Origin of the sequence: Streptomyces hilarionis (assembly GCF_024539675.1) — a bacterium.
Taxonomy (GTDB): Bacteria; Actinomycetota; Actinomycetes; order Streptomycetales; family Streptomycetaceae; genus Streptomyces; species Streptomyces hilarionis.
The window spans coordinates 1-25,241 of sequence record NZ_JAHHIT010000091.1 but is presented as its reverse complement, the minus strand read 5'-3'; the positions used below and the strand labels follow the sequence as shown (position 1 = coordinate 25,241).

25 protein-coding genes and 1 pseudogene are annotated in these 25,241 nt (G+C 73.0%); 15 read left to right on the top strand and 11 right to left on the bottom strand.

What is annotated here, in order from left to right; translation table 11 throughout:
- Positions 1-211: 211 nt before the first annotated feature.
- The 4 genes from KMS84_RS22605 (at position 212) to KMS84_RS22590 (ending at position 3,700) form a co-directional block, all read left to right on the top strand.
- The gene (locus KMS84_RS22605) at positions 212-922 is read left to right on the top strand and encodes a VIT1/CCC1 transporter family protein (protein WP_256918243.1); all 711 of its coding nucleotides are present in this window, start codon (positions 212-214) and stop codon (positions 920-922) included.
- A 133-nt stretch (positions 923-1,055) separates the two neighbouring features.
- Positions 1,056-1,949, top strand: coding sequence for a sterol desaturase family protein (locus tag KMS84_RS22600; RefSeq protein ID WP_256918242.1), 894 nt, complete (start codon positions 1,056-1,058; stop codon positions 1,947-1,949).
- Positions 1,946-2,620: a lysoplasmalogenase gene (locus tag KMS84_RS22595; RefSeq protein WP_256918241.1), complete on the top strand. Its 675-nt coding sequence runs from the start codon at positions 1,946-1,948 to the stop codon at positions 2,618-2,620. Before KMS84_RS22600 ends, KMS84_RS22595 begins: the two co-directional genes overlap by 4 nt.
- Before the next feature lie 36 nt (positions 2,621-2,656).
- On the top strand, positions 2,657-3,700 hold the full coding sequence (locus KMS84_RS22590) for a zinc-dependent alcohol dehydrogenase family protein (protein WP_256918240.1): 1,044 nt from the start codon (positions 2,657-2,659) through the stop codon (positions 3,698-3,700).
- Between the two features lie 67 nt (positions 3,701-3,767).
- Here KMS84_RS22590 and KMS84_RS22585 read toward each other — a convergent pair whose 3' ends face one another.
- The 3 genes from KMS84_RS22585 to KMS84_RS22575 all read right to left on the bottom strand — a co-directional run bounded on the left by KMS84_RS22585 (position 3,768) and on the right by KMS84_RS22575 (position 7,978).
- Positions 3,768-4,718, bottom strand: a complete 951-nt coding sequence (locus KMS84_RS22585) for a CopD family protein (RefSeq protein ID WP_256918239.1) — start codon at positions 4,716-4,718, stop codon at positions 3,768-3,770.
- Positions 4,719-4,809: 91 nt separating this feature from the next.
- On the bottom strand, positions 4,810-6,285 hold the full coding sequence (locus tag KMS84_RS22580) for a CoA transferase (protein ID WP_256918238.1): 1,476 nt from the start codon (positions 6,283-6,285) through the stop codon (positions 4,810-4,812).
- Positions 6,286-6,445: 160 nt separating this feature from the next.
- Positions 6,446-7,978, bottom strand: a complete 1,533-nt coding sequence (locus tag KMS84_RS22575; RefSeq protein WP_256918237.1) for a S8 family serine peptidase — start codon at positions 7,976-7,978, stop codon at positions 6,446-6,448.
- Positions 7,979-8,291: 313 nt separating this feature from the next.
- Here KMS84_RS22575 and KMS84_RS22570 point away from each other — a divergent pair, with 313 nt between their 5' ends.
- From KMS84_RS22570 to moaA, 3 genes are all read left to right on the top strand, one after another.
- A complete protein-coding gene (locus KMS84_RS22570) occupies positions 8,292-8,648 on the top strand; it encodes a DUF485 domain-containing protein (protein WP_256918236.1) in 357 nt (118 codons plus the stop codon).
- Positions 8,645-10,273: a monocarboxylic acid transporter gene (locus tag KMS84_RS22565; RefSeq protein WP_256918235.1), complete on the top strand. Its 1,629-nt coding sequence runs from the start codon at positions 8,645-8,647 to the stop codon at positions 10,271-10,273. The genes KMS84_RS22570 and KMS84_RS22565 overlap by 4 nt, the downstream gene beginning before the upstream one ends.
- Before the next feature lie 217 nt (positions 10,274-10,490).
- Complete coding sequence (gene moaA, locus KMS84_RS22560; RefSeq protein WP_256918234.1) at positions 10,491-11,480, top strand: GTP 3',8-cyclase MoaA; 990 nt, start codon at positions 10,491-10,493, stop codon at positions 11,478-11,480.
- A 32-nt stretch (positions 11,481-11,512) separates the two neighbouring features.
- Here the strand turns inward: moaA and KMS84_RS22555 are convergent, their stop codons facing one another.
- Positions 11,513-11,731 (bottom strand): hypothetical protein, encoded by a 219-nt coding sequence (locus KMS84_RS22555; protein ID WP_256918233.1) that lies wholly within the window; start codon positions 11,729-11,731, stop codon positions 11,513-11,515.
- Positions 11,732-11,940: 209 nt separating this feature from the next.
- Positions 11,941-12,366: a DUF3099 domain-containing protein gene (locus tag KMS84_RS22550; protein ID WP_256918232.1), complete on the bottom strand. Its 426-nt coding sequence runs from the start codon at positions 12,364-12,366 to the stop codon at positions 11,941-11,943.
- A 202-nt stretch (positions 12,367-12,568) separates the two neighbouring features.
- Here KMS84_RS22550 and KMS84_RS22545 point away from each other — a divergent pair, with 202 nt between their 5' ends.
- Positions 12,569-12,850, top strand: a complete 282-nt coding sequence (locus KMS84_RS22545; protein ID WP_256918231.1) for a GlsB/YeaQ/YmgE family stress response membrane protein — start codon at positions 12,569-12,571, stop codon at positions 12,848-12,850.
- A gap of 129 nt (positions 12,851-12,979) precedes the next feature.
- On the opposite strand, the gene tyrS is transcribed toward KMS84_RS22545, so the two are convergent.
- The 3 genes from tyrS to KMS84_RS22530 form a co-directional block, all read right to left on the bottom strand.
- A complete protein-coding gene (gene tyrS / locus KMS84_RS22540) occupies positions 12,980-14,245 on the bottom strand; it encodes a tyrosine--tRNA ligase (RefSeq protein WP_256918230.1) in 1,266 nt (421 codons plus the stop codon).
- 93 nt (positions 14,246-14,338) lie between these two features.
- Complete coding sequence (locus KMS84_RS22535; protein ID WP_256918229.1) at positions 14,339-15,733, bottom strand: metallopeptidase TldD-related protein; 1,395 nt, start codon at positions 15,731-15,733, stop codon at positions 14,339-14,341.
- Complete coding sequence (locus KMS84_RS22530) at positions 15,730-17,253, bottom strand: TldD/PmbA family protein (protein WP_256918228.1); 1,524 nt, start codon at positions 17,251-17,253, stop codon at positions 15,730-15,732. The genes KMS84_RS22535 and KMS84_RS22530 overlap by 4 nt, the downstream gene beginning before the upstream one ends.
- Before the next feature lie 256 nt (positions 17,254-17,509).
- Between KMS84_RS22530 and fabG the strand changes: the two genes are divergently transcribed.
- From fabG to KMS84_RS22515, 3 genes are all read left to right on the top strand, one after another.
- Positions 17,510-18,229, top strand: a complete 720-nt coding sequence (gene fabG, locus KMS84_RS22525) for a 3-oxoacyl-[acyl-carrier-protein] reductase (RefSeq protein WP_256918227.1) — start codon at positions 17,510-17,512, stop codon at positions 18,227-18,229.
- A 5-nt stretch (positions 18,230-18,234) separates the two neighbouring features.
- Positions 18,235-19,002, top strand: coding sequence for an enoyl-ACP reductase FabI (fabI, locus tag KMS84_RS22520; RefSeq protein WP_256918226.1), 768 nt, complete (start codon positions 18,235-18,237; stop codon positions 19,000-19,002).
- A gap of 175 nt (positions 19,003-19,177) precedes the next feature.
- Positions 19,178-19,510, top strand: coding sequence for a hypothetical protein (locus KMS84_RS22515; protein ID WP_256918225.1), 333 nt, complete (start codon positions 19,178-19,180; stop codon positions 19,508-19,510).
- Here KMS84_RS22515 and KMS84_RS22510 read toward each other — a convergent pair.
- Entirely contained in the window at positions 19,491-20,180 is a 690-nt protein-coding gene (locus KMS84_RS22510; RefSeq protein ID WP_256918224.1) for a FadR/GntR family transcriptional regulator, read from the bottom strand. The genes KMS84_RS22515 and KMS84_RS22510 overlap by 20 nt on opposite strands.
- Positions 20,181-20,250: 70 nt before the next feature.
- Between KMS84_RS22510 and KMS84_RS22505 the strand changes: the two genes are divergently transcribed.
- The 4 genes from KMS84_RS22505 (at position 20,251) to KMS84_RS22490 (ending at position 22,991) form a co-directional block, all read left to right on the top strand.
- Positions 20,251-21,612 (top strand): CynX/NimT family MFS transporter, encoded by a 1,362-nt coding sequence (locus KMS84_RS22505; RefSeq protein WP_256918223.1) that lies wholly within the window; start codon positions 20,251-20,253, stop codon positions 21,610-21,612.
- Between the two features lie 141 nt (positions 21,613-21,753).
- Positions 21,754-21,870 carry an SGM_5486 family transporter-associated protein gene (locus KMS84_RS22500; RefSeq protein WP_107450844.1) on the top strand — a complete coding sequence of 39 codons (117 nt, stop codon included), beginning with the start codon at positions 21,754-21,756 and terminating at the stop codon, positions 21,868-21,870.
- Between the two features lie 290 nt (positions 21,871-22,160).
- Positions 22,161-22,367, top strand: a complete 207-nt coding sequence (locus KMS84_RS22495; protein ID WP_256918222.1) for a hypothetical protein — start codon at positions 22,161-22,163, stop codon at positions 22,365-22,367.
- A 105-nt stretch (positions 22,368-22,472) separates the two neighbouring features.
- Positions 22,473-22,991 (top strand): SixA phosphatase family protein, encoded by a 519-nt coding sequence (locus tag KMS84_RS22490; protein WP_256918221.1) that lies wholly within the window; start codon positions 22,473-22,475, stop codon positions 22,989-22,991.
- Between the two features lie 281 nt (positions 22,992-23,272).
- Here KMS84_RS22490 and serB read toward each other — a convergent pair whose 3' ends face one another.
- Positions 23,273-24,487, bottom strand: coding sequence for a phosphoserine phosphatase SerB (gene serB / locus KMS84_RS22485; RefSeq protein ID WP_256918220.1), 1,215 nt, complete (start codon positions 24,485-24,487; stop codon positions 23,273-23,275).
- 139 nt (positions 24,488-24,626) lie between these two features.
- Positions 24,627-25,241, bottom strand: a pseudogene (locus KMS84_RS22480) (streptophobe family protein); the annotation flags it as partial.

Below are 25,241 nucleotides of genomic sequence, written 5' to 3'. Positions count from 1 at the left end.
GCGCGTGGAAGCCCGGTTCGGACGACGGCGTGCGGGGCCTCCCGAACACCGGTACCCGCATGCGCCCTTAAAGGCCTCCATCCTCCGTATTCACGCCATTCGCGCCATTCGCGTCATTCGTTGTTTTTCGCCCCTGCTCCTCGACGGCGAGGACGAGGAGGCCGGGCGTCGTTGCGGGGTCCGTGGGCCCAGGGGTGTCATCCTCCGTCCTGTGACGGAACCCACCCACGCCGAGGCGCACGAGAGCTCGCTCGGATCCCGGCTGAACTGGCTGCGCGCCGCCGTGCTCGGCGCCAACGACGGCATCGTCTCCACCGCCGGCCTCGTCGTCGGAGTGGCCGGCGCCACCGACGACCGGTCGGCGCTGCTGACGGCCGGCCTCGCCGGCCTGCTCGCCGGGTCGATGTCCATGGCGGCGGGGGAGTACGTCTCCGTGTCCACGCAGCGGGACTCCGAGCGGGCCGCCCTCGCGCAGGAACGCCGGGAACTGCGCGAGCAGCCCGAGGCCGAACTGGACGAGCTGACCGAGCTGCTGAGGGAACGGGGGCTGTCCCGGCAGGTGGCCAGGGAGGCCGCCGTGCAGCTCACGGAGCGGGACGCGCTGAAGGCCCACGCGCGGGTGGAGCTCGGCATCGACCCGGACGACCTCACCAACCCCTGGCACGCGGCCTGGGCCAGCTTCCTCGCCTTCACCGTCGGCGCCCTGCTGCCGCTCCTGGCCATCGTCCTGCCGCCGGCCCACTGGCGGCTCCCGGTCACGGTCGCGTCGGTCCTGGTCGCGCTGGCCGGCACCGGCTGGAGCAGCGCCCGGCTGGGTTCGGCGGCGGCGGGCCGTGCGGTGCTGCGCAACGTGGGCGGCGGGGCGCTCGCGATGGGGGTCACCTACGCGGTGGGGGCGCTGCTGGGGGCGGCGGGAGTGTGAAGAGGGCGTGAAGCGCTCGGCCCGTTCTCCCGGCCGGTTGGCGAGGATCACCAACAAGCAAGCGCATACCCCCGGTAATACTTGTGGGTAACAACGTCTAGCGGCAGCTCACCAGCGGTTCTACGTTGCCCACATGCCTAATTTGCCCGATGTCGTGCTCTGGTCGATACCCGCCTTCGTGCTGCTCACCGTGATCGAGGTGATCAGCGTGCGGCTGCATCCCGACGAGGAGGGCGCCGCGGCCGGCTACGAGGCGAAGGACGCGGCGACGAGCGTCGGCATGGGGCTCGGGAGCCTCGTCTTCGACTTCGTCTGGAAGATCCCCATCGTCGCGATCTACACGGCGGTCTACGAACTCACGCCGCTGCGTGTGCCCGTGCTGTGGTGGACGCTCCCGCTGATGCTGCTCGCGCAGGACTTCTTCTACTACTGGTCCCACCGCGGTCATCACGTCATCCGCGTCCTGTGGGCCTGTCACGTCGTCCACCACTCGAGCGAGAAGTTCAACCTCACCACCGCCCTGCGTCAGCCCTGGACGTCGCTGACCGTCTGGCCCTTCTACGTCCCGCTGGTCGCCGCGGGCGTCCACCCGGCCGCGCTCGCCTTCTGCTCCTCGGTCAACCTCGTCTACCAGTTCTGGATCCACACCGAGCGGATCGACCGGATGCCGCGGTGGTTCGAGTTCCTGCTGAACACGCCCTCCCACCACCGCGTCCACCACGCCTCCCAGGGCGGCTACCTGGACCGCAACTTCGGCGGCATCCTCATCGTCTGGGACCGGCTCTTCGGCTCGTTCGTCCCCGAGGTGGACCGGCCCGTCTACGGGTTGACGAAGAACATCAACACGTTCAACCCGATCAAGGTCGCCACCCATGAATACGTCGCGATCGCTCGGGACGTGAGGGCGGCGTCCGGGTGGCGCGAGCGGGCGGGGCGCGTCTTCCGCGGCCCGGGGTGGCAGCCGACGCCCGCCGCACCCGCCCCCGGCTCGACCGCGGCCCCGGTCGAGGAGACCTCGGCCGCGTGACCCGCTCCCGCGTCCTCCTCGCCCTGTTCGGGCTCGCCACCGCCGTCGACCTGCTCAGCCTCGCGGTCGGTTTCGGGCCCGGACACGCCCTCGCCAAGCCGCTGCTGATGCCCCTGCTCGCGGCCATGGCCGCCCTGCGCGGGGCGCCGAGACTCCTGTCGGCGGCCCTCGCGTGCGGCTGGGGCGGCGACGTCCTGCTGCTGTCCGACGCCGACCCCGCCTTCCTCGCCGGCATGGCGTCCTTCGCCGCCGGACACGTCTGCTACCTGGTGCTCTTCGCCCGCGTCGGCAGCCCCCGCGCGCCGGTCGCGGTGCTCGCCCCCTGTTACGCCGTCGTCCTGACCGCCACCGTCGTCCTGCTGTGGCCCGGCCTTCCCCAGGAACTGCGTCCGCCCGTCGCCGTGTACAGCGCCCTGCTGACGGCCATGGCCTGTGCCGCCGCCGTCCGGCTCGGCCCGGTCGCCGGCGCCGGCGGCCTGCTCTTCCTGCTCTCCGACACCCTCATCGCCACCGGCGTGGCCGACTGGCCGCAGCCTCCGCGCCCCGACCTGTGGATCATGCTCACCTACGTCGCGGCGCAGTTCCTGCTGGTCCGCGGTGTCCTCGACGGCCTCGGCGGGCGGCGGGACCCGGCGGCGGCGTACCGTGAGGTGCGCTCGACCACCCCCTGAGCGACCTGACGACACCGCACGAGAAGGACCCTCGACATGCGCGCCACCACCATCCACGCCCCCTTCGACATGCGGGTGGAGGACGTACCCGAGCCCGTGGTGCAGCTGCCCACCGACGCGGTCGTCCGCGTGCTGCGCGCCTGCATCTGCGGCAGCGACCTGTGGGCGTACCGCGGCGAGGCGTCCCGGCAGGCGGGCCAGCGCATCGGGCACGAGTTCCTCGGCGTGGTGGAGGAGACCGGCTCCGACGTGGCGACGCTGCGGCGCGGCGACCTCGTCGTCGCGCCCTTCATGTGGTCCGACGGTGTCTGCGACTACTGCCGGGAGGGCCTGACGACGTCCTGCGAGCACGGCGGCTTCTGGGGCTCCGTCGGCCACGACGGCGGCCAGGGCGAAGCCGTGCGCGTGCCGTTCGCCGACGGCACCCTCGTGCAGCTGCCGAAGGAAGCGGCCTCCGACGACCGTCTGCTGGCCGCCCTGCTCACCCTCTCCGACGTGCTGGGCACCGGCCACCACGCGGCCCTCGGCGCCGGCGCCCGCCCCGGCGCCACCGTCGCCGTCGTCGGGGACGGCGCGGTCGGCCTGTGCGCGGTCCTCGCCGCCAAGCGGCTCGGCGCCGAGCGGATCATCGCCCTGGGCCGCCACCGGGCCCGTACGGACATCGCGCGCCGCTTCGGCGCCACCGACGTCGTCGCCGAGCGCGGCGAAGCCGCCGTCGAGGCCGTCCGCGAACTCACCCGCGGCCAGGGCGCGCACGCGGTCGTGGAGGCGGTCGGCACCGAGCAGTCCATGCGGACGGCGCTCGAGGTCGGCCGGGACGGCGGCGCCATCGGCTTCGTGGGCGTCCCGCACGGCAGCGGCACCGGCCTCGACCTGAGCGTCATGTTCGACCGCAACATCGCGCTGCGCGGAGGCGTCGCCCCGGTCCGCGCCTACATCCCCGAGCTGCTGCCCGACGTGCTGAGCGGCGCGATCGACCCGTCGCCCGTGTTCGACCTGACCGTCGGCATCGAGGGCGTCCCGGACGGCTACAAGGCCATGGACGAGCGCACCGCCCTCAAGGTCATGGTGACCAACTGACGGCGCTCGCCCGACGGGTCGCGGCGCCGTCGACCCCGGGGGTCCCGGCGCCGTCAACCCGGCGCCGTCAACCCTTGACGGGCAGCGGCAAGGCCGTCAACAGCCCCGACACCGCGACCGCCACGCCCAGCGCGACGACCTCCACGCGCGCGGGGGAGCAGGCGGCCAGTGGGTCGGGGGAGCGCCGCAGCCGCGTCCGCGCCCACAGGGCGAGCAGGGCCACCGCGCCGACCACCAGCACCTTGGCGAGCAGCACGCGCCCGTACGCCGTGGAAACCAGCAGGTCGGCCACCGCCCCGGCCGGCATCCGGCGCAGCGAGCTGAGCAGCCCCGTCGCGGTGACGGCGGCGAACAGCACGGCCGCCCCGCGCGCGTACAGCCCGAGCAGGGCGGCGCCGGCCGCGGCCCCGTCCCACCGGCGCACGGTGCGCAGCACGGTCAGCAGGCCGCCCGCCCACAGCGCCGAGCACGTCAGATGCACGGCCGTCAGGCCGGACCCGACCAGGGGGGTGTGCTCCGTCGGCGGGTGGGCGCGCAGCGCCTCCGCCACGACCACCGCCGCCAGCGGCCAGGCCTGACGGCCGGGCCGGGGGGAGAGCGCGCAGAGGCCCGCGACCGCGAACGCGATCGCCTCGACCAGCGCGAGCACGCCGGTCCGTGAGCCGTGGCCGTGCGGCGCCAGCTCCCCGGCGGCCGCGGCCGCCGCGAACCCCACGACCGCCGCGTACGGCGCCCAGACGGCGAGCCGCTCGGGCGGCGCATTCGGCACCCGTCGGGCGAGAGCGGTCACGAGCAGCTCGCCCGCCTGCACGCTCAGGGCCGCGAACAGCGCCGCCCGCAGCAGGGCGACCGCGCCGGCGTCCGACGCCGCGCTCTGTCCGGTGCCGTGGACGGCCACGGACGGCCCGAGCAGCGGGACCAGCGCCCCGAGCCCGACCAGGACGAGCAGGGCCACCGCCCGGCCGGGGCCGGGGCGGGGCGCGGAGTCGGTCGCTGCGGTCGGTCGTATGAGGGCCATGCCAGGATCTTCACCACGCCCACAAAAGCGGGCAAGTCAGACATTGGGGGCCTCGGGCGGACCGCTCGGCCCCGGGCGACGCCGACGTGGCTCAGAGCCAGCGCGCCGGATCGGCTCCCCACGGGCCGGGCGGGCGCGCCCAGTCCCGCGGTCCGCCGTCGAACGACACCGGCGGCAGGGCGTACCGCAGCCGCCCGATGGGGCTCCCGGCCTCCGCGATCCAGGGCCCGGGGCCGCCTCGGCCGTCCCCGCCGCGCTCGTCGTCGTCCGCCGTGGGCTCCGCGCTCTGGCGCCGGGCCTCCTCGGCGTCCGCGCCCTCCTTGGCGTCCGCGCTCTCCTTGGCCGTCCCTTTGCCGTCGTCTTCGCCCATCCGGGCGCCCTCCGTGAGCCAGGCCGCCGTCCGCGCCAGCGCCAGCCGGACGAGCCGGCTGCCGCCTTCGTGCGCCTGCTCGGTCAGCGCGCGCAGGACGGCGGCGGCCAGCAGATAGCCGGTTCCGTGGTCCAGGGCCTGCGCCGGCAGCGCGCCGGGCCGGCCGGCCGAGCCCTCCGTCACGGCGATGCCGGTGGCCGCCTGCACCAGGCTGTCGAACCCGCGACGCCCGCCCCAGGGCCCGTACGCGCCCCACGCCGAGACCTGCGCCACCACCAGCCCGGGCCGGCGCTCGGCCAGCGCCTCGGGGGAGAGGCCGAACCGGTCCAGCGCGCCGGGTCGGTAGCCGGTGACCACCACGTCCGCCGCCGCGAGCAACTCCTCGAAGGCGCGGCGGTCGGCCGTCAGGTCCAGCAGCGTCGACCGCTTGCCGAAGCCCGTGTCCGCGTGCTGGTCGACGAGCTCGGGCAGTCCCGGGGCGTCGACGCGCAGGACGTCCGCGCCCAGCAGGGCGAGGGTGCGGGTGGCCACCGGTCCGGCGAGGACGCGTGTCAGGTCCAGGACGCGCAGTCCCGCCGCCGGCAGCAGGGGGGCGCCGTCGAGCGGCGCGAAGGCACGCGCGCGTGCCGCGTCGAGCCGGCCGCGCTCGACCAGGGGGCGGGCGGCGATCTCGGCGGCCTGGGGGTGCGCCGCCCACTGCGCGGGCGTGCGCAGGGCGACCGCCAGACCGCCGGCCGCGTGCACCGCGTCCTCCACGTCGAGTGCGGCGCGCTCGGCGAAGGCCCTCTCCGCGGACGCCGGGGCGGCGTCGGCGGGCAGCCCCAGCGCGTGCAGCAGCCGCTCGCGGTGGTGCGGGTAGTTGGCGTGGGTGCGCACCCAGCCGTCGGCCGTCCGCCAGAACCGAGAGAGGGGGGCGAACAGGACGGGCGCGCGGCCGTCGACCAGCAGCTGCCGTTCGCTGACGAACGCGGTCGCCACCGCGCCGTCGTCCACCCGCACCGCGGGCGTCCGCGTGAGCGGGGCCCGTCGCGCCCCCAGCTCGGCGGCGGCCAGCGCGCACGCGCCGACGCAGGACCGCGCCAGATCGCGCACGGGAAGCCGCGCGGGCAGGGTCTCCTCACGGACGACGCTCGACACCTGGGCCAGAAGGGCGGGATCGCCGCCGAGTGCCGACCAGGCGAACCTGATGTCAGTCATGACTGCATCATGCAGTATTGATTCAATCAACATATGTGCTGCGCGGCTCCATGGGGCCCCGCGGCGGTCATCGTGTGCAGTCGTCGCCGGGGCACGCGAAGGGCCGGGCGGAAGTCCGCCCGGCCCTCGAAACACCTGTCGTCCGTTCCGCCGCGGACGGCTACTTCACGGCGCGCAGCGCGTTCACCACGCCGAAGCCGTAGAAGCCGTTGAGGCGCTTGCCGCCCACGCACGTGGCGTCCACGACGCCGTTGCCGTCACCGTCGTACGGCTCGGTCGGGCAGCTCGTCGCGTCGGCCTGAAGCTTGAGCAGCGCCTGTAGCTGGGCCGGGCTCGCGTGCGGGTGCGTCGACTTCAGCAGCGCGGCCACGCCGGCCACGTGCGGCGACGCCATCGACGTCCCCTGGAGGAAGCCGTAGGCGTTGTTCGGCAGCGTCGACAGGATGCGGCCGTTGGCCGACGGCGTGTCCGGGATCTGGTACTTGTCGCCGCCCGGCGCCGCGACGTCGACGACGCCCAGTCCGTAGCTGGAGTAGTACGACTTGGCGCCCTTGACACCCGTCGCGCTCACCGTGACGACGCCCGGCAGCTGCGTCGGGACGTCGAAGCACTCGTGCGGGTCGACGGTGCGCGTCACCGGCGTGGAGTCGTCGGGGCTGGAGGCGTCTTCCAGGGCGTCCGAGTCCAGGTCGTGGTTGGAGTTGCCCGCGGAGGCCACGTTGAGCGTGCCCTTCCTCTGGGCGTACAGCTGGGCCCTGTTGACCGCGTCCACGATGGCCCGCTGGTCGGGGTCGTCCATGCAGTTGTACAGCCACGGGTCCACGTAGTAGCTGTTGTTCGTGATCTCGACGCCGTGGTCGGCGGCGAACACGAACGCGCAGACCACGTTCTCCGGGTAGAAGAGGCCGTCCTTGGGGTCGCTCACCTTGATGCCGGCGACCTTCACCCCGGGCGCGACGCCCGACACGCCGATGCCGTTGCGGGCCGCGGCGATCTCACCGGCCACATGGGTGCCGTGGTAGTCCTCGGTCGGGTTGTACGGACGCCACGCGCCGGGGGTGGTGTCCGCGACGCCGCCGACGCAGTTCGCCGACTGGGACGCCGAGAAGTTCGGCGCGAGGTCCGGGTGGGTGTCGTCGACGCCGGTGTCGATGACGGCGACCGTCACCTTCTTGCTGCCCGGGTTGATCGTGGCGGCCTTGTCGGCGCCGATCGCCCGCAGGTCCCACTGGTCGGCCTCGAGGGGCTCGCTCTGGCCCGCCGCGTCGGAGGCCTTCTCGATCTTCGCGGCCTCCGCCTTGGAGAGGACCTGGGCCGCTCCCTCGTCGGTGGTGCCGGCGGCGCTCAGCGGCGCCGTCCGGGTCGCGCCGGCCGACTGCACGCCGCGCACCGCGCGTATGGTCGCGCCGAAGTCGGGGTTCGCCGAGTGGACGACGAGCACGCCGATCCTGTCGTAGGCCGCGACGACGGTGCCGCCGGCCTGCGCGACCGCCTTCTTCACCTTCCGGATCGTGCCGTGGTCGGCCTTCGTGTTGACGACGTACGCCAGGGTCGCGGCGTCGTCCGCCTGCGTCACGGGAGCCGTGACAGGGGCCGCGGATGCCGCCGTCGGCAGGAAGCCGAGGGAGGCGGTCAGCGACAGAACGACGGGCACCGCGAGAGCGAGGCGGCGTCTGGAAGGCAGATGAGCCATGGGGTCTCCACATCATCCGGAAAAGGGACCTGGCCCGGACACAGTGCTGCCTGGGCAGGTACATGACGGGTGGTGCTCGCCCGAAGCTATCTCCCTGACTCACCGGCCAGCAATGACTTCCGGACGGCGATTTTGCCGACCCATGACCCGTCGGGGCCCCGGCTCGTTGGTCATGACCGGCCGTCAGACCGCTTCGACAAACCCGCCCGACGTGTTGAACCCGTCCTCCCGCGGCCCCGTGACCTTGGGCAGGGAGCGAGAGGACACTCGCCTCCGTTCGCCGTCCCACCCGCACCCGCAACGAGGAGATCCCGTGGCCACCGAGACACCGCCCCCCTCGAAAACCCCAGCCCAGCTCCCCTCCGCCGAGGAGTTCGTCGCGGTGCAGGAGAGCGCGGAGTTCGGTGAACTGCGCGGCGCCTACCGGGGCTTCGCCTTCCCGCTGACCTTCGCCTTCATCGTCTGGTACCTGCTGTACGTCCTGCTCTCCAACTACGCGGGCGACTTCATGGGCGCCAAGCTGTTCGGCAACGTCAACGTGGCCCTCGCCCTGGGCCTCGCCCAGTTCCTCACCACCTTCCTCATCGCCTGGTGGTACGCGCGGACCGCGGCCGCCAAGTTCGACCCCAAGGCCGACGCCATCAAGTCCCGGATGGAGGCGGGCGAATGAGCTCCGCACAGCACACCGCCCTGCTCGCCGCCGGTGAGGCGAGCGAGCACCGCACGCTGATCGTCACCCTGTTCGCGGTGTTCGTCGTCGCGACCCTCGTCATCACCGTGTGGGCCGGCCGCCAGACCAAGGACGCGGCCGACTTCTACGCCGGCGGCCGCCAGTTCACCGGTTTCCAGAACGGTCTCGCCGTCTCCGGCGACTACATGTCCGCCGCGTCCTTCCTCGGCATCGCGGGCGCCATCGCCCTCTTCGGCTACGACGGCTTCCTGTACTCCATCGGCTTCCTGGTCGCCTGGCTGGTCGCCCTGCTCCTGGTCGCCGAGCCGCTGCGCAACTCCGGCCGCTACACCATGGGCGACGTCCTGGCGTACCGCATGCGCCAGCGCCCCGTCCGCACCGCCGCCGGCACCTCCACGATCGTCGTGTCGATCTTCTACCTGCTCGCCCAGATGGCCGGCGCGGGCGTCCTGGTCTCGCTCCTCCTCGGCATCACCAGCGACGGCGGCAAGATCGGCATCGTGGCCCTGGTCGGCGTCCTGATGATCGTCTACGTGACCATCGGCGGAATGAAGGGCACCACCTGGGTCCAGATGGTCAAGGCCGTCCTGCTCATCGCGGGCGCCCTGCTGCTCACCTTCCTGGTCCTGCTGAAGTTCGACTTCAACGTCTCCGACCTGCTGGGCTCGGCCGCCGCCAACAGCGGCAAGGGCTCGGCCTTCCTGGAGCCGGGCCTGAAGTACGGCGCCACCGGCACCACCAAGCTGGACTTCATCTCCCTCGGCATCGCCCTGGTGCTCGGCACCGCCGGCCTGCCCCACATCCTGATCCGCTTCTACACCGTGCCCACCGCCAAGGCCGCCCGGAAGTCGGTCCTGTGGGCCATCGGCCTCATCGGCGCGTTCTACCTGATGACCCTCGCCCTCGGCTTCGGCGCCGCCGCGCTGATCAAGCCGGACGAGATCACCGCGTCCAACAAGGCGGGCAACACGGCGGCGCCCCTGCTCGCCCTCCACCTGGGCGGCGTCGACTCCAACTGGGGGGCGATCCTGCTGGCCACCATCTCGGCGGTCGCCTTCGCCACCATCCTCGCGGTGGTCGCCGGCCTCACCCTGGCGTCGTCGTCGTCCTTCGCCCACGACATCTACGCGAACGTCATCAAGAGGGGCACGGCCACCGAGAAGCAGGAGATGTCCGCGGCCCGGTACGCGACCGTCGGCATCGGCGCCGTCTCCATCCTCCTGGGCGCCCTCGCCCGCGACCTGAACGTCGCCGGCCTCGTCGCGCTCGCCTTCGCGGTCGCCGCCTCCGCCAACCTGCCGACGATCCTCTACAGCCTGTTCTGGAAGCGGTTCACCACCTCCGGAGCCCTGTGGTCGATCTACGGCGGCCTGGTCACCGCGGTCGGCCTGGTGCTGTTCTCGCCGGTCGTCTCGGGCAAGCCCTCCTCGATGTTCCCCGACGTCGACTTCCACTGGTTCCCGCTGGAGAACCCCGGCATCATCTCCATCCCGGTCGGCTTCCTGCTGGGCGTCGTCGGCACCCTGCTGTCGAAGGAGGAGCCCGACAAGGCCAAGTACGCCGAGCTGGAGGTCCGCTCCCTGACCGGCACCGGAGCCCACTGACCGGCGCCGCGCCCCGCCGACCGGCGGGACGCCGCGAGAGGCCTCCTCCGGCCGCACCGCGCCCCGCCCGCGCCGTCCGCCCCGCGGCCGCGTCGTAGATCCCTACGACGCGGCCGCGTCCCGTCTCGTGGGATCGGGCCCTGTCGATGTCAGCGGGGTCACGTAGGCTCGCAGGTGACGGAGAGAAAACCGATCCACCACGAGGGAGGGGGCCCACGTGCTCATCGACACCTACGGCCGAGTGGCCACCGACCTGAGGGTCTCGCTCACCGACCGGTGCAATCTGCGCTGTACCTACTGCATGCCCGAGGAGGGCCTGCAGTGGCTGGCCAAGCCCGACCTCCTGACGGACGACGAGATCGTCCGCCTGATCGCCGTCGCCGTCACCTCGCTCGGCATCGAGGAGGTCCGCTTCACGGGCGGCGAGCCCCTGCTGCGCCCGGGCCTGGTCGGCATCGTCGAGCGGGTCGCGGCCCTCGACCCCCGTCCCGTGACGTCGCTGACGACGAACGGCATCGGCCTGCGCCGCACCGCCGCCGCCCTCGAGGCGGCGGGCCTGGACCGGGTCAACGTCTCCCTCGACACCCTGCGCCCCGACGTCTTCAAGACCCTCACCCGCCGGGACCGCCACCGGGACGTCCTCGACGGCCTCGCGGCCGCCCACGAGGCGGGCCTGACGCCGGTGAAGGTGAACGCCGTCCTGATGCCGGGCCTCAACGAGGACGAAGCCCCGGACCTGCTGTCCTGGGCCGTCGACCACGGCTACGAGCTGCGCTTCATCGAGCAGATGCCGCTGGATGCGCAGCACGGCTGGAAGCGCGAGGGCATGGTCACCGCCGGGGACATCCTGGCCTCCCTGCGCACCCGCTTCGACCTCACCCCCGAGAGCCCGGACGAACGCGGTTCGGCCCCGGCCGAGCGCTGGCTGGTGGACGGCGGGCCGCACCGCGTCGGCGTCATCGCCTCGGTCACCCGCCCCTTCTGCGCCGCCTGCGACCGCACCCGCCTGACGGCCGACGGCCAGGTCCGCACCTGCCTTTTCGCCCGCGAGGAGACCGACCTGCGAGCGGCCCTGCGCTCCGGCGCCCCCGACGAGGAGATAGCCCGGATCTGGCGGCTGGCGATGTGGGGCAAGAAGGCCGGCTCCGGCCTGGACGACCCGAGCTTCCTCCAGCCGGACCGCCCGATGTCGGCCATCGGGGGATAGGACCCGCCGAGGCAGCCGAGGGGCGGATCGGGCTACGGAGTCCGCGCGGACTCCCACTCCGTCAGCGGGACGACGTCCTTGAGGAAGCCGCGGACCCCGAGGAACTGCGACAGGTGCTCGCGGTGCTCGTCACAGGCCAGCCAGGTCTTGCGCCGGTCCGGCGTGTGGAGCTTCGGGTTGTTCCACGCCAGCACCCACACCGCGTCCACGCGGCAGCCCTTGGCGGAACAGACAGGGGTCTCGTCACTCACTGCTTCGTCTCACCCACACGCACACAAAGGCGACGCCGAGCAGCCACGGGGGGAGCTGCCCGGCGTCGGTCCGTCGCTCCGACGGGGGATGCGGAGCGCGTACGAAGTATGTCACGGCCGACCGTCCCCACGGGACTGGAACAACATGATTGATCTGAGCTTTTCCTGAGCTTGTCGCACAGCCGGTCCACCGTTCGCGCACAGCCCGTTCAGGGGCGCGGCTCGGCCGGACCGGGCGTGGATTCCCGCCGGTCGGCCTGCGGCGCGCCCTCGTCGCGCGGGCCGGATTCCGCTTGCGGGGCGGACCCCGCGCGCTCCTCGTCGGCGTCCGGGCGGGCGATCATCGGACGCACCGGCGCGGCGAGGAAGGTGGAGGGGAGCGAGGGCACGTTCTCCCGCCCCGCGTTCGCGATCACCACCGCGATATAGGGGAGCACCAACCCCAGGACCAACGCCACGACGGCCACATGCCGTTCCACGTTCCACAGGGTCGCCGCGAGGATCACGGCCACCGTGCGCACCGACATCGAGATGATGTACCGGCGCTGCCTGCCCCGCACGTCCTCCTGGAGCCCCTGCCGTGCTCCGGTGATCCGGAACACCTCGACGTTCCCGCCACCGCCCTGCTTCCGCATCACAATCCACCGTCCGCCCGCCTCGGCCTCTCACCGACTCTCCACGGTACGCCGCGCCCGCGCCCGCGCCGAGGCCGGGGCGTCCCCCGTCGGGGCGCACGTGCTGCGCCGTCCCGCGCACGGCCGCACCCGACATGCGCCGTACGGCGGGCGGGCCGACACTGAGGGCACTGCTCACGCAGGACCGTACGAGGAGGCGTCAATGGGCTGGTTGTGGGCGATCATCGTGGGATTCGTGCTGGGTCTGATCGCCAAGGCGATCATCCCGGGCAAGCAGCACAGTCCCCTCTGGCTGACCACCATCTTCGGCATGCTGGGCGCGATCGTGGGCAACGCGATCGCCCGCGCGTTCGGCGTCGAGTCCACGCCGGGCATCGACTGGAGCCGCCACGCCTTCCAGTTGATCGCCGCGATCGTCATCGTCGCCCTGGGGGACATGCTGTACATGGCGACGCTGGGCAAGAGGAAGCAGCAGCGGGCCTGAGCGTCGACGTCGCGGCGGCCGGGCGGGAGCCTGCGCAGGACGAAGGGGCGGCCCCCGTCGGGAAGCCGCCCCTCGTGCGTCGCGAGCCGGTCGGCCGGTGGCCCGCCCGCTCGGCCGGTGACCCCGGCGTCAGCCGGTGACCTCCACGGCGGCCAGGTTCTTCTTCCCGCGCCGCAGCACCAGCCAGCGTCCGTGCAGCAGGTCCTCCCGCGCGGGGACCGCGTCCTCGGCCGTGACCTTGACGTTGTTCACGTAGGCCCCGCCCTCCTTCACCGTCCGCCGGGCGGCCGACTTGCTGGCCACGAGGCCGACCTCGGCGAACAGGTCGACGACCGGCGCCGGCTCGGCGACCCGGGTGTGCGGCACCTCGGAGAGGGCCGCGGCCAGCGTCCGCTCGTCGAGCTCGCCCAGGTCGCCCTGGCCGAAGAGGGCCCTGGACGCGGCGATCACGGCGGCCGTCTGGTCGGCGCCGTGCACCAGCGTCGTCAGCTCCTCGGCCAGCGCGCGCTGGGCGGCACGCGCCTGCGGACGCTCCTCGGTCTGCCGCTCCAGCTCCTCCAGCTCCGCACGGGAGCGGAAGGACAGGATCCGCGAGTACGTCGAGATGTCCCGGTCGTCCACGTTCAGCCAGAACTGGTAGAACGCGTACGGCGTCGTCAGCTCCGGGTCCAGCCAGACGGCGCCGCCCTCGGTCTTGCCGAACTTGGTGCCGTCCGCCTTGACCATCAGCGGCGTCGCCAGACAGTGCGCCTCGGCCTCCGGCTCCAGCCGGTGGATCAGGTCCAGGCCAGCGGTGAGGTTGCCCCACTGGTCGCTGCCGCCCTGCTGGAGCGTGCAGCCGTAGCGGCGGTACAGCTCCAGGAAGTCCATGCCCTGGAGCAACTGGTAGCTGAACTCCGTGTAGCTGATGCCCTCCTGGGACTCCAGCCGCCGGGCGACCGAGTCCTTGGTCAGCATCTTGTTGACGCGGAAGTGCTTGCCGATGTCCCGCAGGAACTCGATGGCCGACATCCCGGCCGTCCAGTCCAGGTTGTTCACCATCACCGCGGCGTTGTCGCCCTCGAAGGACAGGAACGGCTCGATCTGCGCGCGCAGCCGCGTCACCCAGTTCGCGACCGTCTCCGGGTCGTTCAGCGTGCGCTCCGCCGTGGGGCGGGGGTCGCCGATCTGGCCGGTCGCGCCGCCCACCAGGGCCAGCGGACGCAGCCCCGCCTGCTGGAGCCGGCGCATGGTGAGCACCTGCACCAGGTGGCCGACGTGCAGGCTGGCCGCGGTGGGGTCGAAACCGCAATAGAACGTGACGGGACCGTCCGCGAGCGCCTTGCGCAAAGCGTCCTCGTCGGTGGACAGGGCCCACAGGCCGCGCCACTTCAGCTCGTCGACGATGTCCGTCACGGTTCTCGTGTCTCCTAGGTGGTCTTCTCGGCGGTCTTCGTGCTGTTGTGCGTGCGGTCGAGCCGGTCGGCCGCACGACCGCCGGCTATGAGGTTATACGCCCTGGCTGACAGAGCTCATATTGAAATCCGGTACCCGCAGCGCGGGCATCGCGGCCCTGGTGAACCAGTCGCTCCACTCCCGGGGCAGCGTCTTCTCCGTGCGCCCCGCCTCCGAGGCCCGGCCCAGCAGACCGACCGGCGACTCGTTGAAGCGGAAGTTGTTCACCTCGCCGACGACCTCGCCGTCCTCGACGAGATAGACGCCGTCCCGGGTCAGGCCGGTCAGCAGCAGGGTCGCCGGGTCGACCTCGCGGATGTACCACAGGCACGTCAGCAGCAGTCCGCGCCGGGTGCTCGCCACCATCTCCTCCAGCGAGCGGTCCTCGCCGCCGTCCAGGATCAGGTTGTCGCCCGCCGGAGCCGTCGGCAGCCCGGTCAGGGCCGCGCTGTGCCGGGTGGTCGTCAGCCGCCTCAGCTCTCCCGCGTCGACCCACTCCGTGGAGCGCAGCGGCAGCCCGTTGTCGAACACCGACTGGTCGCCGCCGGAGGAGTGCGCGATCACGAACGGCGCCGACTCCAGTCCCGGCTCGTGCGGGTCGCTGCGCAGGGTCAGCGGCAGCTCGGTCAGCCGCTCGCCGAGCCGGGTGCCGCCGCCGGGCTTGGAGAACACCGTGCGCCCCTCGGTCGCGTCCCGGCCCGACGCCGACCACAGCTGGTAGATCAGCAGGTCGGCCACCGCGGTAGGCGGCAGCAGCGTCTCGTAGCGTCCGGCCGGCAGTTCGACCCGCCGCCGCGCCCAGCCCAGCCGTACGGCGAGCTCGGCGTCGAGCGCGGCCGGGTCGACGTCCTTGAAGTCCCGGGTGGAACGTCCCGCCCACGCCGAGCGCGTGCGGTCCGGGGACTTGGCGTTCAGCTCCAGGGTGCCGTTCGGCTGGTCGTGGCGCAGCCGCAGCCCGGTCGAGGTGCCCAGGTACGTCGAGACCATCTCGTGGTTGGCGAACCCGTACAGTTCGCGGCCGCCGGCCCGCGCGCGGGCGAACGCCTCGCCCAGGGCCGGGGCGAAGTCCGCGAACACCGCCGACGAGGTCTCCGCGGGCGCCTCGGTGAACTCCGGGGACGGCGCCACGCCGGTGACCAGCGGCTGCGCGTCCTCGGCGGGGCCCGCCCCGCGCGCGGCGGCCTCGGCGGCCCGCACCAGCGGCTCCAGCTCGTCCGCGGTCACCGCGGCCCGTGAGACGACGCCCGAGGCGGTGCCCTCGCGGCCGTCGACCGTGGCGATCACGGTGAGCGTGCGTCCGCGCGTGACGCCGTTGGTCGTCAGCGCGTTGCCGGCCCAGCGCAGGTTCGCCGTCGACTGCTCGTCGGCGATGACGACGCAGCCGTCCGCCCGCGACAGCTCAAGGGCGCGCTCGACGACCTCGTGCGGCTTGTTGCTTCGGGCGCTCATCGGCCGGCCTCCTGCGTGGTGTTCAAAATGTTGACGCCCTTGAACAGGGCCGACGGGCAGCCGTGCGACACGGCCGCCACCTGACCGGGCTGGGCCTTGCCGCAGTTGAACGCACCGCCGAGGACGTAGGTCTGCGGGCCGCCCACCGCCGCCATCGAGCCCCAGAAGTCCGTCGTCGTCGCCTGGTAGGCCACGTCCCGCAGCTGCCCGGTGATCCGCCCGTTCTCGATCCGGAAGAACCGCTGGCCGGTGAACTGGAAGTTGTAGCGCTGCATGTCGATGGACCAGGAGCGGTCGCCGACGACGTAGATGCCGCGGTCGACGCTGCCGACGAGGTCGTCGGTCGACATCCCGGCGGGGTCCGGCCGCAGCGACACGTTGGCCATGCGCTGCACGGGCACATGGCCGGGGGAGTCGGCGAACGCGCAGCCGTTGGACCGCTCGAACCCGGTCAGCTTCGCGATCCGCCGGTCCAGCTGGTAGCCGACGAGCGTGCCGTCCTTCACCAGGTCCCAGGACTGGGCCTCGACGCCCTCGTCGTCGTAGCCGACGGTCGCCAGGCCGTGCTCGGCGGTGCGGTCGCCCGTGACGTTCATCAGGTCCGAGCCGTAGCGCAGCTTGCCGAGCTGGTCGAAGGTGGCGAAGGAGGTGCCGGCGTAGGCCGCCTCGTAGCCGAGGGCGCGGTCCAGCTCGGTGGCGTGGCCGATGGACTCGTGGATCGTCAGCCACAGGTTGGACGGGTCCACCACCAGGTCGTAGAGCCCCGGCTCCACGCTCGGAGCGCGCATCTTCTCGGCGAGCAGCTCCGGGATCCGGGCCAGTTCGTCGTCCCAGTCCCAGCCGGTGCCGGTGAGGTACTCCCAGCCGCGGCCGGCGGGCGGCGCGATCGTGCGCATCGAGTCGAACTCGCCGCTGGACTCGTCCACCGACACCGCGTTCAGCGCCGGGTGCAGCCGCACCCGCTGCTGGGTGGTCACGGTGCCGGCCGTGTCGGCGTAGAACTTGTTCTCGTGGACGGTGAGCAGCGAGGCGTCCACGTGGTTGATCCCGTTGGCCGCCAGCAGCCGCGCGCTCCAGTCCGCCAGGAGCGCGGCCTTCTCCTCGTCCGGCACGGTGAACGGGTCGATCTCGTACGACGAGACCCACGTCCTGTCGGCGTGCACCGGCTCGTCGGCCAGCTCGACGCGTTCGTCCGACCCCGCGGCCTTGATCACCTGCGCGGACAGCTTGGCCATCGCCACGGCCTGCGAGGCGACGCGGGCCGCCGCGTCCATGGTCAGGTCCACCCCGGAGGCGAAACCCCACGTCCCGCCGTGCACGACGCGCACCGCGTACCCGAGGTCGGTCGTGTCGGACGACCCGGCGGGTTTGGCGTCCCGCAGCCGCCACGACGCGCTGCGCACCCGCTCGAACCGGAAGTCCGCGTGCGCCGCCCCGAGCGCACGCGCCCGCGCGAGAGCGGCGTCGGCGAGGGCGCGTAGGGGTAGGGCCGTGAAACTTTCATCGATGCTATGAGGCACCTACGTCTCTCCCTGATGTCGGTGGTGTCGGTTCGTCGCGTGTGAAGACCCGATCATGTCGCGCCCGGCGACCGGTGGACCACACCTTCCGCCGGGCTTGCGCAAACTTTCTGTAGGGACCCGACAGCCAGTTCCGTGTGCCACTGTCGGTGCCCGAATGTCCGCGGGGCGAAGCGGACCGATAGGTTTCGAGGGAAGCCGCCTGCCGTCGAGAGTGCGGGCGGGCGCGTCAGATCCCAATCGAAAGGGTGATCCGTTGAGCCGCTCGGTTCTCGTCACCGGAGGAAACCGGGGCATCGGCCTCGCCATCGCCCGTGCGTTCGCCGACGCCGGCGACAAGGTCGCGATCACGTACCGCTCGGGCGAGCCGCCGGCCGCCCTGACGGACCTGGGCTGCCTCGCCGTCCGGTGCGACATCACCGACCCCGAGCAGGTGGAGCAGGCCTACAAGGAGATCGAGGCGCAGCACGGCCCCGTCGAGATCCTCGTCGCCAACGCCGGCATCACCAAGGACCAGCTCCTGATGCGCATGAGCGAGGAGGACTTCACCTCGGTCGTCGACACCAACCTCACCGGCACCTTCCGGGTCGTCAAGCGCGCCAACCGCGGCATGCTGCGCGCCAAGAAGGGCCGCGTCGTGCTCATCTCCTCGGTGGTCGGGCTGTACGGCTCGCCGGGGCAGGCGAACTACGCCGCCTCCAAGGCCGCCCTGGTCGGCTTCGCGCGCTCCCTGGCCCGTGAGCTGGGGTCGCGCAACATCACGTTCAACGTCGTCGCGCCCGGCTTCGTCGACACCGACATGACCAAGGTGCTCACCGACGAGCAGCGCGCGGGCATCGTCTCGCAGGTCCCGCTCGGCCGGTACGCGCAGCCGGAGGAGATCGCCGCGACGGTGCGGTTCCTCGCCTCGGACGACGCCTCGTACATCACTGGAGCCGTCATCCCCGTTGACGGCGGACTGGGAATGGGTCACTGATCACCATGAGCGGAATTCTCGAGGGCAAGCGCGTCCTGATCACCGGTGTGCTGACGGAGTCCTCCATCGCCTTCCACACCGCGAAGCTGGCCCAGGAGCAGGGCGCGGAGATCATCCTCACCGCGTTCCCGCGGCCCACGCTGACCGAGCGCATCGCCAAGAAGCTGCCCAGGCCCACCAAGGTCATCGAGCTCGACGTGACGAACGACGAGCACCTCGGCCGCCTCGCGGACGTCGTCGGCGAGGAGCTGGGCGGCCTCGACGGCGTCGTGCACTCGATCGGCTTCGCCCCGCAGGACGCGCTCGGCGGCAACTTCCTCAACACGCCGTTCGAGTCGGTCGCCACGGCCATGCACGTCTCGGCGTTCTCCCTGAAGTCGCTGACCATGGCCTGTCTGCCGCTGATGCAGAACGGCGGCTCGGTCGTCGGCCTCACCTTCGACGCCTCGTTCGCCTGGCCGCAGTACGACTGGATGGGCCCCGCCAAGGCCGCCCTGGAGGCCACGAGCCGCTACATGGCGCGCGACCTGGGCAAGCAGAACATCCGCTGCAACCTCGTCTCGGCCGGCCCGCTGGGCTCCATGGCCGCCAAGTCCATCCCGGGCTTCGGCGAGCTGGCCTCCGTGTGGGACAGCCGTTCCCCGCTCGAGTGGGACCTCAAGGACCCCGAGCCGGCCGGCCGCGGCGTCGTCGCGCTGCTCAGCGACTGGTTCCCGAAGACCACGGGCGAGATCGTCCACGTGGACGGCGGTCTGCACGCCATCGGCGCGTGAGCGGCCGCTGAACGGCGGCGTACGCCGCTGACGGGTGAGGGCCCGCGTCCCCGGGGACGCGGGCCCTCACCCGTTCGGCTCATCCGGCCGGGCGGCCGGCGCCCTCGGCCGGGCACGCTGGAGTGCGCGTTCTTTCCCGCGCTGTCCTCCCCAGCTCTGCCGAGGAGGTTCCCTTGTGCGCCTGTTCCGTCGTCTCGCTCCGGTGACCGCCGCCCTCGCCCTCGTCCTCTGTCCGTCGTACGGCGCGCACGGCCACGCGCGCGTGAAGCGCCCCGAGCCGTTCGGCGCGGAGTGCCGGATCGAGGTCGACGGCTCCCGCGTCGTCGCCCGCTGTCACAACCCCTACGCCGACACCGACCGGGTCGGCCTCCACATCGAGTGCGAGCGCTGGTGGGACGTGGACACCGACGGCGCCCCCACCGACGTCGGCCCCGCCCGCTCCGTGCGGCTCACCGGGCGGTGCTGGAAGGAGGTGGGTTCGGCCTGGATCAGCCATCAGAAGCGGTGAACCGCCCCGGCCGGCACAGCATCGGGTAGGCGGCCGCCTCGGCCGCGGCCGTCTCCGCGGCGCCCACGCGGATCGCGTCCACCAGCCGGGAGTGGTCCATGTACGTCTCGGGCGTCAGCTCCTCGCCGACGTCCTCGCGCAGCCAGTCCCGCAGCACCTCGCCCAGGTCCGCGTACATCGCCGTCATGACGTCGTTGTGGGAGGCCGCGACCACCGCCAGGTGGAACGTGCTGTCCGCCGCCACGAACGCTTCCGCGTCGCCCGACTCCCAGGCCTCCTCGCGCCGCAGCAGGAGCGCGTCCAACTGCTTGAGGTCCTTCTCCGTGCGCCGCTCGGCCGCGAGCTTCGCCGCGCTCGACTCCAGGGCGGCGCGCAGTTCCGCGATGTGCCGGGGGTCGGCGTCGGCGAAGCGGCGGTGCATGACGCCCGCCAGCTCGCTGGTGGCCACGACGTAGGTGCCCGAGCCCTGCCGGATGTCCAGCAGGCCGTTGTGCGCGAGCGCGCGGACCGCCTCGCGGACGGTGTTGCGCGCGACACCCAGTTGCCCGACCAGCTCGGGCTCGGTGGGGATGCGGGAGCCCACCGGCCACTCGCCCGAGGTGATCTGGGTGCGCAGCGCGGCGATGACCTGCTCGGACAGCGCCGAGCGGCGGGGATGGCTCAGGGGCATGGCACACCTTCGCACGGCTCGGGGCGCCGGGGGGCGCTCGGGCATGGACAACCAATCATCCTATGATTCTATGATGGACGGCATGGCCAGCGAGCAGACCCGCACGACGACGCCCGGAACGACACCCGCGTCGACGACCACGACGACGTCCGCGGCGGCTCCCTCGTCCCTGCGCGCACCCGTGGAGGGCGCGCGGCCGGCGCGCGTCGCCCCGCGCGCGTGGACGGCACGACTGCTCGTCGTCGGCATCGTCCTGGCCGCGCTCAACCTCCGCCCCGCCATCACCAGTCTCGGCGCGCTCCTCGAAGAGGTCCGCGACGGGCTCGGCATGAGCGGCAGCGTGGCCGGACTGCTCACCTCCGTGCCCCCGCTCTGCTTCGCCGCCTTCGGCGTCATGGCCCCCCGCCTCGCCCGTCGCTTCGGGCCGGGCGCGGTGGTGTGCGCCGGCATGGCCGCCATCACGGCCGGACTGCTCGCGCGCCCCTACCTCGGGGGAGCCGTCGGCTTCCTCGCCGCCACCGCGTTCGCCCTCATGGGCATCGCGGTCAGCAACGTCCTGATGCCCGTCATCGTCAAGCGGCACTTCCCCGACCGGGTCGGCTCGATGACCGGCCTCTACTCGATGGCCCTCGCCCTGGGCACCTCCGCCGCCGCCGCGGTCACCGTGCCCATGACCGAGGCGCTGGGCGGCAGTTGGCGCACCGGGCTCGCGGTGTGGGCGGGCCTGGCCGCCGCGGCCGTCCTGCCGTGGCTGCCGCTGGTACGCGACCGGGGGACGGAAGCGGGCGACGCCGCGCCCGGCCCCGCGCACGAGCACGCGCGCGGAACCCGCTCTCCCGCCGGCGCACTGCGCGTCACCCGCAGCCGGACCGCCTGGGCCCTGGCCGTCTTCTTCGGCCTCCAGGCCACCGCCGCCTACATCACCATGGGCTGGATGCCGCAGATCTTCCGGGACGCGGGGGTGTCCGCGAGCACGGCCGGAGTGCTGCTCGCCGTGACGATGGCGATGGGCGTGCCCCTGGCCTTCGTCATACCGCGGGTCGCCACCCGGCTGCCGCACCAGGGCCCGATCGTGGTCGCGCTCGGCGGGTGCGGCCTCGTCGGATACGCCGGGCTCTACCTCGCGCCCGCCGCCGGGGCATGGGCCTGGGCGGTGCTGCTCGGCATCGCCAACTGCGCCTTCCCGCTGGCCCTCACGATGGTCGGCATGCGGGCCCGGACCGGCGCGGGCGTCGCCCAGCTGTCGGCCTTCGCGCAGAGCACCGGCTACCTGATCTCCATACCGGGCCCGCTGCTGGTGGGAGTGCTCTACCAGCACAGCGGGGGCTGGGACCTGCCCCTCGTGCTCATGGCGGCTCTGATGGTCCCCCAGACGGTCGTGGGCGTCCTGGCCGGCCGCGACCGCACGGTGGAGGACGAAGCCGGCCGCTGACCCCGGCGCACCCGCCCATGTGACTCCGGGCGCCCCCGCCCACGGCCCCCCGCGGCGGGCCGCTCCCGGACCCGCGGCCCGGACCCTGCACCCCGGACCCCCGGCGCGGACACCGCGTGCCCGGGGTGCGAGACTGGCGGCATGCCCGTGCTCGACCCGAACCCGCAGAACGGCCAGAAGAAGATGCTGCTCGTCTTCGGCTCGTTCCTGGCCATCTTCGTGATCATCGCCGTCATCGCGACGCTCGCCTCGCCCTGACGCCCCACCGTCACGCTGCCGTCTCCCGCCCGTCCCGGCCGCCGCCTCCCGCCCGCCGAGCCGTCTCCTCGGCCGCCCGCGCCGTCGCCTCCCGGCGGACAGGGGTGGGGTTAACCCCCCGATCCCCTAGGGGGTGAGGGTCAGGGTCAAGTGGGTGGGTCACCGGATGGGTTGAGGGCCGCCGAATCCGTACCTTCGAACTGTGACCGCGCACAGCGCTCACCGCACGGCCTCGGGACCTCGGTCCGGCGGCCGGGGACACGGCTCACTCGACGACAGCGGAGGCACCCATGTCGGCCCCAGCGCACACCCGGCCCCGTCCGGCCGCCCCGGGCGGCGTCGACACCCGGCTGCCCTGGTGGGCCCTGGCCCTCCCGGCGCTCGCCTTCGCCGGCCTGCTCCTGCTGATACTGAACCCGGCCGACGCCCAGGCGGCCGGCAGCGACCCGGTGATCACCCACCTCGTCGAGCGCGTGCAGATGCTGATCGCCCGCTAGGCGGCGGCAGCCACCGCGTGCCGCGCCGTCCCGCCGGGAGTCGCTGGTGAAGCCCCATGTCAACTCCCTGCGCCCGCTGGCCTGTTTCATGCGAAGCTGGGACTCATGAGCGTCGCAGAACCCCGCAGGATCGTCCTCTTCCGCCATGCGAAAGCCGACTGGCCCCAGGTGACCGACCACGAGCGCCCGCTCGCTGAGCGGGGCCGCAAGGACGCGGCCGTCGCCGGACGCAAGCTGACCGACAGCGGCATCCCCGTGGACCTCGCCCTGTGCTCCACCTCGACCCGCACCCGGGAGACGTGGAAACTCGCGGTCCACGAGTTCCCGCAGCGGCCGAAAACCGTCTACGAGGAGCGGATCTACGAGGCCTCCCCGGGCGAGCTGATCGCCCTGCTCAACGAGAGCCCCGACGACGTGCGCAACATCGTCCTGATCGGCCACAACCCCGGGATCCAGGGCCTCGCCGACGTGCTGTCCGGCCGCTCCGACGGCGACGCGGGCGAGCGCATGCGCCGCCGCGGCTTCCCCGCCGCCGCCTTCGCCGTCCTCTCCTTCGACGGCTCCTGGAAGGCCCTGGAGCCGGGAACGGCCACACTGCTCGACTACTGGGCCCCCGAAGAGTGAACTGACCGGTGCACGCACGAGGGCCCGGCGCCGCACATCGGCGCCGGGCCCTCCACGTCGGTCGGCGGTCCCGGTCGGTGGGCAGGCCCCCGTCCGTGGGCCGTCCCGCCACCCGCCGGTGGTCCCGTCCGCAGGGTCACGGCCGCACGGCCCCGGGCACGGCACGGCCAACCCGGGCCTGCGCCCAGGACGTGCCCCGCACCCAGGGCGGGACCGCGCCCACGACGCACCTGCGCCCTGGACGCACCTGCGCCCCAGGACGTGCCGGTACCCGGGGCGGGTTACCGCTCGTCGTGCGTCTCCGCGGCCTCGACCTCTTCGCGGGTGATGCCCAGCAGATACAGGACGGTGTCCAGGAACGGCACGTTCACCGCCGTGTGCGCCGCCTCGCGCACCACCGGCTTGGCGTTGAAGGCGACCCCGAGGCCGGCCGCGTTCAGCATGTCGAGGTCGTTGGCGCCGTCGCCGATCGCCACGGTCTGGGACAGCGGAACGCCCGCCTCGGCGGCGAACCGGCGCAGCAGCCGCGCCTTGCCCGCCCGGTCCACGATCTCGCCGGTGACCCGGCCGGTCAGCTTCCCGTCGACGATCTCCAGCGTGTTGGCCTGCGCGAAGTCCAGCCCGAGCCGCTCCTGAAGATCGTCGGTGACCTGGGTGAAACCGCCGGAGACGACGCCCACCTGGTAGCCGAGGCGCTTCAGCGTCCGGATCAGTGTGCGCGCGCCCGGGGTCAGCCGCACCTCGGCGCGCACCTTGTCCACGACCGAGGCGTCCAGCCCCTCCAGCAGCGCCACGCGCGCGTGCAGGGACTGCTCGAAGTCCAGTTCACCGCGCATCGCGGCCGCCGTCACCTCGGCGACGCGGTCCTCGCAGCCGGCGTGCGCGGCGAAGAGCTCGATCACCTCGTCCTGGATGAGGGTCGAGTCGACGTCCATGACGACGAGCCGCTGGGCCCGCCGGTAGAGCCCCGCGTCCACCACGGCGACGTCCACGCCGAGCACCGCCGCGTCCGTGACCAGGGCGGTGCGCAGCGGCCCGGCCTCCACACCGGAGACGGCGAACTCGACTGCCGTGACGGGGTACTTGGCCAGCCGGAAGATACGGTCGATGTTGCCGCCGGCCTTGGTGATCTTCGCGGTGATCGCCGCCGTGGCCTCCGCGGTGAGCGGATGTCCGAGCACGGTGACCAGCGACCGTCCGAGGCCGCGCGGCCGGTTGTCGCCGAGGCCGGAGATGATCTCCGCCTGCATCTTCATCGACTCGGCCCAGCTGTGGACCGTCGAGCGCAGGTCCCCCTCCAGGCCGGCCGGCGGCTCGGTCACGAGCGCGCAGAGCACCATCCGGCCCCGCGTGACGACCTGCTCGATGTCGACCACGTCGACGGAGTAGGCGGCGAGGGTGTCGAAGAGGCCGGCCGTGATGCCGGGCCTGTCCTTGCCGAAGATCTTGACAAGGAGCGTGGGGACGTCGGAGGGCGAGGTCTGCGAAGCGCTCATGGTGTACCCACCGTATCCGGCACCCGGTGCCGCTCGCCGCCGAGGTCCGCCTGACGGACAGGGAACAGTGGATGTCGGCGAGGTGGCGTGCGCCTCGACGGAGGGTTGCCGACTCCTCGATTCTGCTGCCCGCCGCCCTTCAGCGCGATCCGCGCGGCGTCTTCGGTCCCCTGGGCGCGGGCGGTGGCGGGGGAGGGGGAGGCGGCGGGCCGTCGTCCGGGCCGGCCGGCGGCCGCCCACGGGGTGCGCGCGGCTCCGGCCCCAGCGGGCGGACCACGGTCGGCGCCCCGTAGACGTCGTCCGGTCCGGCCGGCGGCGGCTCGTGCCGACGTGAGCCGTCGGGGGACCACGACGGCTCGGTCGTGCCCTCCCCGTCCCGCCCGTGCGCCGGCCCGTGCCCGCGCCCGGGCGCCTCCTCCCGCCCGCGCCCCTGCCCGTGCCCGTGCCCGCCCTCGGGCTGCGTGCCCGCACCCGGCCGGAGTCCGGCGTCCCCTTCCCCGCGCAGGTGGTCCGGAAGGCGGAGGTAGGGGTTGGTGGCCGGGTTGGGGGGCCGGTACGAGGGAGTGCCCGGCGCGTACGGTCCGGCCGGGTCGTCCCTGTGCTCCGCGGGCGAACGGGAGCCCGCGGGCCCCGAACCTCGCGCGCCCCGGGCCGGCTCGGCCGGGCTGCCCGCGCCCTCGTCACCGCGTGCCAAGGGCGCGGCCAGTTGCCCCGCCGCCCCCGTGACGCGGGCCAGCGACGCGCCCACCAGCCC